General features: G+C 62.6%; 11 protein-coding genes. 5 read left to right on the forward strand and 6 right to left on the reverse strand.

Going from position 1 to position 12,289, the window contains the following annotated elements; all coding sequences use genetic code 11:
• From QP305_RS08425 to QP305_RS08440, 4 genes are all read left to right on the forward strand, one after another.
• The coding region (locus tag QP305_RS08425; protein WP_284904902.1) for a Rib/alpha-like domain-containing protein at window positions 1–649 on the forward strand (649 nt) is incomplete at its 5' end.
• 163 nt (window positions 650–812) lie between these two features.
• Entirely contained in the window at window positions 813–1,196 is a 384-nt protein-coding gene (locus QP305_RS08430) for a hypothetical protein (protein ID WP_284904903.1), read from the forward strand.
• A gap of 45 nt (window positions 1,197–1,241) precedes the next feature.
• A complete protein-coding gene (locus QP305_RS08435) occupies window positions 1,242–1,472 on the forward strand; it encodes a hypothetical protein (RefSeq protein WP_284904904.1) in 231 nt (76 codons plus the stop codon).
• The gene (locus QP305_RS08440) at window positions 1,469–2,344 is read left to right on the forward strand and encodes a hypothetical protein (protein ID WP_284899091.1); all 876 of its coding nucleotides are present in this window, start codon (window positions 1,469–1,471) and stop codon (window positions 2,342–2,344) included. Before QP305_RS08435 ends, QP305_RS08440 begins: the two co-directional genes overlap by 4 nt.
• Window positions 2,345–2,366: 22 nt before the next feature.
• Here QP305_RS08440 and QP305_RS08445 read toward each other — a convergent pair whose 3' ends face one another.
• From QP305_RS08445 to QP305_RS08470, 6 genes are all read right to left on the reverse strand, one after another.
• On the reverse strand, window positions 2,367–3,827 hold the full coding sequence (locus QP305_RS08445; protein WP_284899093.1) for a DUF4232 domain-containing protein: 1,461 nt from the start codon (window positions 3,825–3,827) through the stop codon (window positions 2,367–2,369).
• A 52-nt stretch (window positions 3,828–3,879) separates the two neighbouring features.
• A complete protein-coding gene (locus QP305_RS08450; RefSeq protein WP_284899095.1) occupies window positions 3,880–4,455 on the reverse strand; it encodes an anthranilate synthase component II in 576 nt (191 codons plus the stop codon).
• Window positions 4,452–6,008, reverse strand: coding sequence for an anthranilate synthase component I family protein (locus QP305_RS08455; protein ID WP_284904905.1), 1,557 nt, complete (start codon window positions 6,006–6,008; stop codon window positions 4,452–4,454). The genes QP305_RS08450 and QP305_RS08455 overlap by 4 nt, the downstream gene beginning before the upstream one ends.
• Window positions 6,009–6,176: 168 nt before the next feature.
• Window positions 6,177–7,694 carry an ABC transporter ATP-binding protein gene (locus QP305_RS08460; RefSeq protein ID WP_284904906.1) on the reverse strand — a complete coding sequence of 506 codons (1,518 nt, stop codon included), beginning with the start codon at window positions 7,692–7,694 and terminating at the stop codon, window positions 6,177–6,179.
• Window positions 7,691–8,566: an energy-coupling factor transporter transmembrane component T family protein gene (locus QP305_RS08465; protein ID WP_284904907.1), complete on the reverse strand. Its 876-nt coding sequence runs from the start codon at window positions 8,564–8,566 to the stop codon at window positions 7,691–7,693. The genes QP305_RS08460 and QP305_RS08465 overlap by 4 nt, the downstream gene beginning before the upstream one ends.
• 13 nt (window positions 8,567–8,579) lie before the next feature.
• The gene (locus tag QP305_RS08470) at window positions 8,580–9,146 is read right to left on the reverse strand and encodes an MptD family putative ECF transporter S component (protein WP_284904908.1); all 567 of its coding nucleotides are present in this window, start codon (window positions 9,144–9,146) and stop codon (window positions 8,580–8,582) included.
• Between the two features lie 353 nt (window positions 9,147–9,499).
• Here QP305_RS08470 and QP305_RS08475 point away from each other — a divergent pair, with 353 nt between their 5' ends.
• On the forward strand, window positions 9,500–12,055 hold the full coding sequence (locus QP305_RS08475; RefSeq protein ID WP_284904909.1) for a Cna B-type domain-containing protein: 2,556 nt from the start codon (window positions 9,500–9,502) through the stop codon (window positions 12,053–12,055).
• Window positions 12,056–12,289: the final 234 nt, after the last annotated feature.

A 12,289-nucleotide genomic window follows, 5' to 3' on the forward strand; every position in this document is an offset into this window, starting at 1 on the left:
GCTCAAGGACAACGAGAAGATCACCCTCAAGGATCCCGAGCTCACTGGAGTTGTGGACCTGACCAACGTCACCGATCCGGAACGTGAGCAGGTCAAGGACAAGGTCAAGAAGGCCAACCCCGACCTGCCCGAAAACACCCAGGTCACCGTCGGCAAGGACGGGACCGTCACGGTTACCTTCCCGGATGGCTCTGAGACCCAGATCCCGGCCGACAAGACCGTCCGCAAGCTCAAGGACAACGAGAAGATCACCCTCAAGGATCCCGAGCTCACTGGAGTTGTGGACCTGACCAACGTCACCGATCAGGAACGTGAACAGGTCAAGGACAAGGTCAAGAAGGCCAACCCGGATCTCCCGGAGAACACACAGATCACCGTCAGCAAGGATGGAACCGTCACGGTAACGTTCCCGGATGGTTCCACGAGCCAAATCCCGGCCGACAAGACCGTAAAGCTGCTCACCCCGGCTGATAACGGCAATGCTGACAAGGGCAACAAGGGTGACAAGCCAGACGCTTCCAAGCCCACCAAGGTCAAGAAGGTCAAGAAGCTGCAGCACACCGGTGCTGATGTGACGCTTGGGCTCTTGGCCGCGGCCGCCGCGGTGGCTGCCGGTGGGGCCCTGACCGCTGGGCGTCGTCGCCGCTAAAAAGTTTCGGAACGTGATCGTACGATTACGCCGAGACAACAACTAATGCTCCCCGGGATTGGACGAAATATCGACCGTTCCCGGGGAGCGTTGCATTCACACCCGTCTCCGCACCCGCACCGCCAAAATATCTCAACGAGGAGGTTTCGCTACCATGCATATCGTGGCTCGCTACGGATCGCTCACCAGTTCTTTCGTTTTACTCGCAATGTGCCTCGGCGCTCTGGCTCTCAACCTGACGGACACCTGGCACTTCACGCCCGGAACCGCCACGCCCGCGATTTTTGTGGCTGCCACGGTGGTGCTGGCCGCCGTCGGAACCGGCTGCACGTACCGGCTTGCCGGCTGGACTCGGGCGAGCATCGCCTACGCATTATGCGCGGTGGCGGTCAGCGTAGGGGTCGTTTCGCTATGGAGGGCGAGCGGCCCCGAAACACTCAACCTCATCGGCGCCGCAGCGTGGATAGGCGGATCCCTGGGAATATGTGCCGCTGCACTCCGCGCCTGCCGCTCCACTCGGCCCGGGGCCACCACGCCGGACGCGTAATGGCCCTTGCCTCACAGAAGTGCGTCAGCATATACTGACGGCGTGATGACGAAGAAGCAGCAAGCGAGGCTAGATCCAGCGGTGATTGCGGAGAAGCTGCGCGCCGCCCACGCCATGCGCGTGGAGGCTGATCGCATCACGAAGTACTACGTCGAGGAAGCGGTGCGCGCGGGCATGTCCTGGAGCGATATTGGCCGTTGCCTGGAGGTAACCAAGCAATCAGCCCATCGCAAATACGCGGCGGGGCTGCCGCGCGACCTAAGGAACCCGTCATGAAAATGCCCGCCGCCGCTGCCCTGCAGCTCATCCAGAATTCTGCTTTCGAAGCGCGCCGCGCCTGGCGCGAAGAGATCAGCCTCGTCGATGTTTTCGTCGCCTTGCTCGCGTGTGGGGGCAGCGCCAGCCGCGTCTGCGCCCGCGCCGGCCTCACGCTGCGGGTTGCGCGTGAGCACGTTGACCAGCTCCACGCGGAACGCCTCGAAGAATTTGGGTTACCGCCCGTGCAGTTACGTGAACGCACCCGCGTTGAGATTTTCGACGACGCCGCCGAGCTCGCCCCACCTGCAGACCTGCAGAAATTCCTCAGCGGGAAATTCCCGGGCCGTGATTATCACTGCGGCGTAGCTATGCGTTTGCTCCACAACGAGGCCTCGTGCCGCGCGATTGTGGAGCGCGCAGGGATTGACCGCAAGCAGCTTATCGTTGCGCTTGCCGCCGCTGAACCCCTCACCCAGCCCCGCCGGATCAAGCGCACCGCGCGGCTGCGGATCTACCTGCCAACCAGCGCCAGCGCGGTACGCGAATACGCGGCGTCCCCGGAATTCGCCGCCGCCAACTTCGCCGATATTTCCGAGGGAGGCGCCGGCTGGGTGCTCCGCTACCCGGGCGCGGAAGGCCGCCCCACAGTATGGGAATTCTCCGGCCAACACGATGCTGCCACACAGCAATCTCGCCGTTTCGCCCTGCTTGCAGAAGATGACCCTGAAGCCGTGTCGAGTGCTACCGGCGAAGGATGCTTTGTTACGCTCACGGAGAGTTTCGGTGAACTTAGCGTGTTTTCCCGAATCCTTTTCCGGCTCTACCTCGGCACAATGTTTCTCACGAACCAGGCCAATTACCTCGCTGATTGGGTAGCTCAGTCCGAGTAACGCACCAATGAGAATGATTACGTTAGTGCCAGGCCCCTACCCGGATGGGCAGCGTAATATCGCCGTCGAACCACGTCTCCTCGCCTTTCCGCGCGGGTACGGGGATCACTTCACCACCGGGACTCAGTTGGAGCCCTAATTGCTGCTGCTCGCCAGCATCCCCGGAGTTACTTACCCGCCACTCAATCTCCATCGTGGCACTGTCCCCCGGAGGAAGCTCAACTCCACGTTCATAGGCGCTGGAGTCCGCGCCGGTGATTTCCGTGGTTCTGAGCTCGGTGGTCGCGAGCTCGGTGCCGGGAAAGCTATCGCTCTGGCCTCCCGCATCGGAGAGCCACACCCCGGTCATGCCCCGCACCGAGCACGCGGTCGCGCTGCGATTGGTGAGTGTGATTCGCACCTGCCGCGCACCAAGAGCACCATCCACCGAGCTCCGGCTCATATCCACCTGCTCGGACGTACACGGCGCCGAAATTGCGCCCGGGCGCGGATCTCGTGTAGACCTGGACGGCCCTCCAGAAATAGGCGAAGGTTCCGGCACGGGCGAAACCTCCCCCGTAGGCGTAGTTTGCGGTACGGACGCCCCCGAAGAATCCCGGGAATCTTCCACTTCTCGCGGGAACGTTACCGACTCGCCCTTCATAAAGCTGCGATCCGCCGGCGAAGGAAGCAGCCACCAACCTAAGGCGGAAAGCACCACAGCCGCGGCGGTAACGCCCAGGCTAAGTTTCAGGAGAAAACCCGGTGATCCGCCAGCATCTCCGGCCGCATTTTCGGCTGCCTTACCGACTTCTGTCCGGCAGTTTTCACGCGCAAAAACAAGACCACCCAGCATCACCCCACAAGAAACGATAACCACAATGATCAAGCCCAGTGGCCCCGCGGTGACCAGGCTAGGAGCCATCAACACGCCCGCGCCAGCCCCGGCCACAGCCACCGCTCCGCCGTTCATCCACGCCGCGCGGCAGGCACCTGTTCCCACCGCGAGGGTAAGGGAAAAGAGCATTCCCGTTCCGAACCCGAGCAGACCCACCCCGGCCACGGCTCCCTCAGGCACACCACCGAAGAGCGCGGCCAGGCTTCCGAGTATTGCCACCGCCACGACCGCGAGCGTGCCCAGCACTTCCACCGCTATCGCCAGGTAACGTACCTGCTTGCGCGGGCCGCGGGCACCGCCAAACTTACTCGAAGCTCGCGGCAGTGAACGCCCCAGAGCAATCCAAGCACCTATCCCCACCGCGATCCCGGCCAGCATAATAAGCAAATAGTCCCAAGGAAAAGGAGTCACCCGGCACTGCCGTGTCGCATTCCAGCTACACCACGCGCCATCTGCGTACGAGTTCAGCACCAGGGACTGACGCACAGTCCACACAACAGCCACCCAGGAAAGCACCAGAACGGCAGCCGCGCCGAGCCCGCGAGCTCGCCATAGTGGCCGCTCAGGCATGGGGAGCTGCGCGGGTGCAGACGCGTCGTTAGTCATGCCGCGATTCTAGTGCGCGTCGTCGTACCACGATAAGGGTACGACGACGCAGCTACCGGCAGCGCGCGAGGAAATTCTTCATGATCGTGCGCCCGCAGGGGGTGAGGATCGATTCGGGATGGAATTGCACCCCGAAGACGGGGAAGCGGCGATGCTCCACCGCCATGACCTCCCCATCCCCCACGCAGCGCGAAGTCACCACCAGATCATTGCCTAGGGTATCGTTGCGCACCGCGAGGGAATGGTAGCGGGCCACCATTTCTTCATCCGCGCATCCCGCGAAGAGGGTGCTGGAGGTATCCATGCGGGCCGGGCGGGCGATGCCGTGCACCACCTCCGCCGCATAGGTCACAGTAGCGCCGAAGGCCTCGCAGATCGCCTGGTGGCCCAGGCATACCCCGAGGATGGGGTATTTTCCGGCCAGTTGCTCCACCAGCGGCATGGACACACCGGCGTCGCGGGGGAAGCCCGGGCCGGGGGAAATAATAATGCCATCCGGGGCCAGCGCATCAATCTCCGCCACGCTCAGGGCATCATTACGAACCACCTTGACATCCGGGCGGAAAGTTCCGACCAGCTGCACCAGGTTGTAGGTGAAAGAATCGTAGTTATCAATGATGAGGATCATGAGCATTCCTCCAGCTGGGCGGCGTCGTGCAAAGCTTCCAGGACGGCCGCGGCCTTATTTAGGGTTTCTTGGTATTCGGTGGCGGCAACGGAATCTTGAACGATACCCGCGCCGCTGCGCGCGTAGACCGTGTTCCCGATCTTGTAGGCGATGCGGATACCGATGCAGGTATCGAGGTTCCCGGAAAAATCGAGGTAGCCGATCGCCCCGCCATAAATACCACGTTTATTTCCTTCGAGATCATTAATGAGCTGGCAGGCGCGAATCTTCGGCGCCCCGCTCAAGGTACCCGCGGGCAGAATCGAAGCAACGGCATCCAGGGCATCGCACTCGGGGCGAATTTTCCCACTCACCGTGGAACCAATATGCATGACGTGGGAGAAACGCACCACGTCATGGAAGCGATCCACGTTCACGGTGCCGAATTGCGCCAGGCGGCCAATATCATTACGCCCCAAATCCACGAGCATATTATGTTCGGCCAGCTCCTTCGGGTCGGCCAGCAGCTCTTCTTCCAGGCGAGCGTCCTCCGCGGGAGTGGCCCCGCGCGGCCGCGTGCCGGCCAGCGGGAAGGTGAAGAGGGTGCCATCCTCCAATTTCACCAGGGTTTCCGGGGAGGCCCCCGCCACCTCAATATTATGCCCGCTGAAATAGAACATATACGGGGAAGGATTAATAGTACGTAACACCCGATAAGTATCAATAAGAGACCCGGTGAATTCTGCTCGCAAGCAATTAGAGAGCACGATCTGGAAAATATCACCCTCGTGAATATAGTGCTTGGCGCGCTCCACCATCGCCACGAATTCCGCCTCGTTGAGGACCGGGGTAATTGGGCCGGTCAAGCGCCCGGTAGTATCCGCCACCGGCTCCCCGTGGAGCAGCAACTGGGCCAGTTCGCGTAATTCTTCCGTAGCCCGCGGGTATTCTTCCTCCAGGTTATCGAGGCCCACCACCTTGATTAATATGATTTTTTGGCGGAAGTTATCGAAGGCAATAACGGTGTCAAAAAGCATAAGATCGACATCATTAAATCCCTCCTCGTTCGGGGCATCGAGGCGCAGGGTGGGTTCGGCATATTTCACGTAGTCATAGGAAAAATATCCCACCAGCCCACCGGCGAAAGGCGGCATCCCCGGGATTTTCGGGCTGCGGTAACGGGCGAGCACCTCACGGATCGCATCCGAAGGGGAATCATAGGCGGCCGGCTGATCATTAATCCGCACCTGCCCGTCCACGGCGGTAATTTCAAGTTTCGGATCGTAACCGAGGAAAGTATATCGCCCCCAGGTCTGATCCTGGCCGGCCGATTCGAGCATATAGACATGATCGGAAACGTTTTTGAGGATTTTCAGGGCGGTGACGGGCGTGAGGGAATCGGAAAGAATTTCGGTGGCGACGGGCGCGGCACGGTACTCAGGCACGGCACGGAACTCAGGAGCGGAGTGATGCTCGGATGCAGAGTGATGCTCGGATGCAGAGTGATGCTCGGGCGCAACGCAGTGCTCGGTTCTGAAGGCGCTCAGCTCAGCGAGGGCAGGGTAAAACTGCATAATTATCCTTTGTGATAACAGTGCGGGGGTCTTGATTATGGGGTGACGTTGATCCCTGAGGGCACGTACGCGCGAAGCACGCGCGTGCGGGGAAGAAAAATTAGGCGCGCCATCGACGCCAGCCGGCGCCCAGCGCCGCAAGCTTTGCACAACCCGTATCCATACCCGTCACTTTAGCAGGCCGAATAGTTCGGCGCGCTGCGTTCCACTTTCCGGATCCCGCGGCTCCAGATGCAGCTCATTATCGGCCACCTCGTTAATGAATTCCGGATCGTGGCTGATCACCAGGACCGTGGCTCCGCGCGCTGCAAGCGCGCGGATGTGAGTGGAGATGGAGCGAAGGTGCCGATAATCCACCCCGGAGGTCGGTTCGTCAAAGACATAAAAGTCGGCATGCGCCACCGTTGCATTGGCGACGACGAGGCGCTGCTTCTGCCCGCCCGATAGAGTAGCCGGATGCCGGTCCGCTACCTCGCCTAATCCGAGGTCGGCCAAGACCTGGTCGATCCGTTCCGCGCTCACCCCGGCATTCCCCAGCGCCACTTCCCCGCGCACGGTTTCCGCGAAAAGCTGGCGGGTGACATCCTGCATGACCAAGCTGGAATGGCGCAGCCGCTCGCGCCCCCGGCACACTTTCCCGCCGAAGGAAATTCGCGCACCAGATTCCGGATGCGCCAGGCCGATGAGCACCCGGGCCAGGGTGGTTTTCCCTGCGCCGTTGGGCCCCGTCAGCGCGGTGACCTGCCCGGCCGGGAGCTCCACCCGCTCCAGATTAAGCACCTCGTGGGGCCCGTAGGCAAAACGCACCGCCTCGGCCACCACGCCCGGGGTGGTGGGCGCACTGGCCGGGGTGCCGGCGTCGTCGCCCTTATGCACGGTGGCGGGAACGCGCGCCGCACGTTCGGGTACCCGCAAGGTCCGCAGGCCCAGGCCGATGCGTTCGGTTTCGTCCATCGCGAAGAAATCCGCGGCGGCGTAGCGCCCGGTGATGCGCCCGCCGTGCATCACGACGACGCGATCCGCTACGCCACGCAGCGGGTAGAGGCGGTGTTCGGCGATGATCGTGGTCCAGCCGCGGGCTTTGAGGGCGCGTACGACCTGCGCGAAATGCCCGACCATCTCGGGGCTGAGGTTGGAAGTTGGTTCGTCGAAGAGGAGGATGCGGTGCGGGCCGACCAGTGCGGCGGCGCTCGCCACTAATTGCAATTCGCCCCCGGAAAGCTGGGCGAGGCGGCGCGGGAGGAAACGCTCAATATTCCAGGTGGTGGCAGCGTGGGCGATGCGTTCGGCGATGACCTCAGGGGCGTCCCCGGCGTTTTCGCCGGCGAAGGCGAGCTCCTCAAGGACTTTCGCGGTGAAGAATTGCGCGCGCGGGTTTTGGAAAACGGTGCCGGCCGCGCGCCCGAGCTCCTGGATCGGGGTGGCGGTGGTGACGCGCCCGGCCAGGCGGACCTCGCCGTGCAGCTCGCCGGGGTAGAGCTCGGGGATGAGGCCGTTGAGGAGTTTGAGGATCGTGGATTTCCCGGAACCGGACGGCCCGGTGATGAGGGTGCACGAGCCTTCCGGGAGGTCGAGGTCGATATCGCGCACGCCGCACTCGGTGGTGGGTAGCTCGGGATCGCTCTGGTAGGTGAAGGTGACGCCGCGCAGGTAAGTATCGGGTGTTTGCTGATCGGGCGCGCTCATCGTACTCCTCCCGGGGTGAAGCTGATATTGGCGAGGTAGTAGCGCGCCACAATGAGGGCCGCGATGACCGCGAGCCACAGCGCATCCACCCAGGAGAAACGCAGGCGATGCAGCGAGGTGGGGCGGGTGCGCGAGCCGAGGCCGCGCAGGGTTCCCGCCGCCGTCATGTCATCGGCAATGCGGGCGCAGGAGGACAGCAGCGGGACCAGGATAAATTCCAGGTAGCGCAAGGGATGGAACACGGCGCTCCAGCCCATGGCCAGGCCGCGCAGCGCCATCGCCTCGCGCACCGCCCGGTATTCGGAGACCACAATAGGCAAGAAACGCAGCAGCACGGTGACCGGCGCGGTCACCGCCACCGGGATACGCAGGGCGCGCAGCGCGGCCACCAGCTCGCCGGGCACCAGCACCGTGAGGGCATACCCGGCCAGGGCGGCCGCCGCGCATAATTTGAACATCCAGAACCCGAAGGCCACGAAAAAGGCACCCAAAGCGGAGGCCCCGGTGAGGCTCGGGAGGAAAATAAGGAACATCCAGAAGGATTCCACGACGATGATGCCGAGGGCCAGTTTCACCCGCCCGTTACTCACGAGCGCGAGTGCGGCAACCAGCACCACAATGACCGCGAGCAGGAAACTGCCACGGGTCATGACCAGCGCATTGCCCACCAGCACCAGGAGGAGGACGGTGCGCGGGTCCGGGCGCCAGCGCCGGCGCTCATCCAAGCTGAGAATCGCGCCGGCATCAAGCACCGCGGGCACGCCGCTGCCGGGCGCGCTGCTGCCGGGCTGAGCTGGCACACCGGTAGGGGAAGCGAGCGGGCCGCGAGCACGCGGGCCCGCGGCGTCGTCGTTAAAAATTGTGGAATCCACCGGAACCTCGCAGCTAGCGCGCGATACCGGACGTGCGGAAATGGCGGCGCAGCACCGAATCGCCGAAGAAACCGCCGATGATTCCGAGCACGAACACGGCCACGCCCCAGATGGCAATCATGGTCGGGGAGAGGAACCAGCGCAGGCCGTCGGCGTACTCGGTGCCCATGGAGCCGGCGATGTACTGGTAGTAGCCTTCCGCGTCGGTGAGGACCGGGAACCACGGGGCGACATACCACAGCGACATCAGCGCGTAGCCGAGGATCTTGAGGTAACGCTTGCCGCGGGTGAAGAGGTAATCGCCCAGCAGCCCCAGGCCGAAGGTGAGCAGCACGGTCACCCACGGGTGACCGGTGAGCACCATAAGTGCACCCACGAGCAGCGCCATGAGTCCGAGGGTCCCGAATTTCGGGGCGCGTGCTTTGAAGAGGAAAACGACGACGCCGTTGGCGATGATCCCTAGCGCGTAGCCCACGAACATCATCGCCGGGTTGATCACGCCCAGCATCCCGAAGCCGAAAACAACAACGAAGTAGATGGCGGTAAAAACGCCAATGTTAATAAAGTCTTTAGTTTTCACGGTGAGTCACTCCTGAACGAAGTAGTGAGAACGAATCAGGGCGGATTAGGGCACCCTAACTTGAACTTTCGGGGATTAACTGTAGCGCGATCTGAGCGTGCGTCAATAGGACGTGTGAAATACGGGTGAATTGCGGACGTGGTGGGGTGGATTCACGACCATTGCGGAAGCCTGCATCGGGCGGCACGCAATGCGGAAATGCACCGAGCCACAAAGCGGAAATGCGCCGAGCCGCGAAGCACGCCACAGCGCTTGCGCAAGCGCCGCGAAACGGGTAGCCTAAATCTGTATCGATTTTCAATCGCTCGCGCCAATGGTGGTGTTGCGCCACAATCGTACCGAAGAAGGAACCTGTGACCAGAAAAATCTCCGGCGCCCTCATCGCTCTTATTTTTGGCTTGCTCGCGGCCATCGCGCCCTTGCCGACCGCGCTCGGGGAGCCAAATCCGCCGGGCGGAACCACCGCATCCACGTGGGACGAACTGGTCACCACCGCTTCCCAATCGGGCGCTATAAGCGCGACTCTTTCCCATAAGTTGAGTCTCAGCGCGGATGCGCCGGTGCTGCGAGTTCCGGCCGGCACCCAGCTCACCCTCACCGGCAGCGGCGAGGTTACCGGTGCGGACCTACCGGCCGTGCAGGTAGAGAAGGGTGGTTCTCTCACCCTGGCCGGTCCTTCATTTACCAAGACCCAATTCGTGGTGGAGGGCACGCTCACGGTGAGTGCCGGCTCGATTCACGATACGGCCCTGACCGGCCCGGTTATTTTCGTCAAGGGCGGGGAACTCAATATCAGTGGAACCGCTGATTTCTCGCGTAATTCCAGTGCGCCGCAGGGTGGCACGCTCGGGCCGAGCGGCGTCGTCGCCGGAAAATATGCACCGATTACCGCCTACGGCGGGTCTGTCACCATCAGCGGCGGCACCCTCGCCGAAAATTCCGGCCTGCAACTCGGCGGAGCTATCGGGGTATGGGGCAGCCCGGAGCAGCCCGCGAAGCTCGTGATCAGCGGGGGCACACTCAGCAAAAATACGGTGAGCAACCCGGAGTCCAACGGTTTCGGTGGAGCGGTCTTCACCGAAGGTGCCACCGTGGAGCTCAGCGGCGGCACCCTGAGCGACAACGTCACAGAAATCGGCGGGGCTATGGCGCTTATGCACTCCCCCTTCACCATGAGCGGCGGCGAGATCCGCGGGAATTCCAATGGCATATTCAGGGGCCAGGGTGGCGGTATTCATATCACCGGTGGTGAGGCGAAGTTCACCGGTGGAATCATCACCGGAAATGAGTCCACCGTAGCCGGCGGAGGTCTGCATACATCTCAAGCCACTGTCACTTTGGCCGGGACCTCGTTCACGAATAACATCTCCGGCGAATCCGGTGGTGCGCTCGCATTCCGGTCGAATAGCCGGGTCACTCTCACGGCCGGGCTTATTAGCGGAAATACGTCCCGCGGCTTCTGGGGCGGTGCTGGTATTTACAATGAAAAAGGCTCCACTCTCACCATCCACAACGCGGTTATCCGCAATAATGAGATCGCGGAAATGCGGCTGGTCGGAGCTGGCAACCGCCCGCCGAGCCCGCAGGGCGGCGGGGTGTGGAACTGCCCCACCGGCCGAACCACCATGAATATCACCCGAGGCGTGGCTATTTTCGATAATTCTGCGCCGAATGCTGGTACCCAGCAGCAATACAAGGGCGCCGGCGATGACTTCTTCAGCGTTGCCAAACACGAATTCGATAACCCGACGCCCGTTGCGGGCCAGCCGGTTGTAGTAAGCGAGCGGATGCTCGGCGGTTCCCCGCGCGCCTGGTTCCAGGATGGCTCCGCCTACGGCATTCACACTAATTGGCCCGCGGAGAAACAGCTGCTGCGTTACCAGGAAGGCGGGCAAAATACCCCGGTTCCCTTCGGCCAACCCATTAGTGACAATAAGGCTTTCAAGTCGGTGCCGAGCGCGGAGGCAAAAGCCCTGGCTGGGCAGCTAGCTAGCGTTATTATCGAAAACAATCGCGCCACCGGCATTGGCATTAGCGGCGGCGGCATCGCCAATAACGGCGAGCTGATTTTCGGTGAGGATGACATCTGGACCCTGCGCGTCATGAAGGCCTGGGAGGGCGACGACGCCGCCACCCGCCCCGAGTCCATCACGCTGGACGTGCTGGTCGGCGGGCACAAACTCCAGGAAATCACCCTCACGGCCGCGCAGCAGTGGACGGCCGAGATCGCGAACTTCCCCAACCCGGCCACGCTCATCGACGCGGCCACCGGCAAGCAACTCCCCATCGAATTCCGCGAACACGGCGCGGAAAACTCCCCGTACACGCTGCGCACCACCGCCACCACGGCGGACGACGGCGCGAAGCTCTACACGGTGGCACTCACCAACACCATGTCCACCGAGGTTTCGGTGGCGAAGAAATGGAACGACGACGCCGCGCCTGCCGGGCTGCGCCCCGATAAGGTCACGGTGGAACTCCTGGATGCGGGCCAGCCGGTGGGTCAGAGCTTGGAGCTGAGCGCCGCGAGTGAATGGACCGGGAAGTTCACGGATCTCCCGGTGTACCGCGAGGGCCGCAAGGCGGTGTACTCAGTACGCGAAGTGCAGGTTCCTGGATACACAAGCGTAATCAGCGGGGATGCGGCCAGCGGGTACGTCATCACGAATACTCATACACCGCCGCCACCCACCACGGAGCCGCCGGCGCCGCCGACCACTCCCCCGGCGCCGCCGAGCACGCCTCCGGTAACTCCACCGGCCAGCACCCCGCCGAGCACCCCTCCGGCGAATCCGCCGCGGATTGTGCGCACCGGTAGCGACGCTCGTTCCGGAGCGGCCCTCGCAGCCACCGCGCTCGTGGCGGGCCTCGGGATCCTGGCCTGGCGCCGCATCCGCATCGAGCGCTAAGCGCGCCCTGCGCCAGCTCACGGGTGTGGTACATCGCACTGCGATGTACCACCCCCGCCGTCGTCGTACCTCTTAATGGGCACTATCCGACTGAGACCCGTTTCACGCCGAAAAAATTTCCCTCCGCCCCGGGAGAGGAATATGCTATTGGCAATTTGACCTGACTTGGCTCATTTTGGCGTGATGTGATTCATATTGACGTTGTGGCCTGGGGTTTTGTCTCGTTGGTGGGTG

The sequence above is a fragment of the Actinotignum timonense genome, from assembly GCF_030216305.1.
GTDB classification, from domain to species: Bacteria; Actinomycetota; Actinomycetes; order Actinomycetales; family Actinomycetaceae; genus Actinotignum; species Actinotignum timonense_A.

Excerpts from the sequence above, each read along its gene's own strand:
- QP305_RS08450 (WP_284899095.1), bottom strand. The coding sequence starts at position 4,455 with ATGATCCTCATCATTGATAACTACGATTCTTTCACCTACAACCTGGTG.
- QP305_RS08440 (WP_284899091.1), top strand. The coding sequence starts at position 1,469 with ATGAAAATGCCCGCCGCCGCTGCCCTGCAGCTCATCCAGAATTCTGCT.
- QP305_RS08460 (WP_284904906.1), bottom strand. The coding sequence starts at position 7,694 with ATGAGCGCGCCCGATCAGCAAACACCCGATACTTACCTGCGCGGCGTC.
- QP305_RS08435 (WP_284904904.1), top strand. The coding sequence starts at position 1,242 with ATGACGAAGAAGCAGCAAGCGAGGCTAGATCCAGCGGTGATTGCGGAG.
- QP305_RS08455 (WP_284904905.1), bottom strand. The coding sequence starts at position 6,008 with ATGCAGTTTTACCCTGCCCTCGCTGAGCTGAGCGCCTTCAGAACCGAG.
- QP305_RS08445 (WP_284899093.1), bottom strand. The coding sequence starts at position 3,827 with ATGACTAACGACGCGTCTGCACCCGCGCAGCTCCCCATGCCTGAGCGG.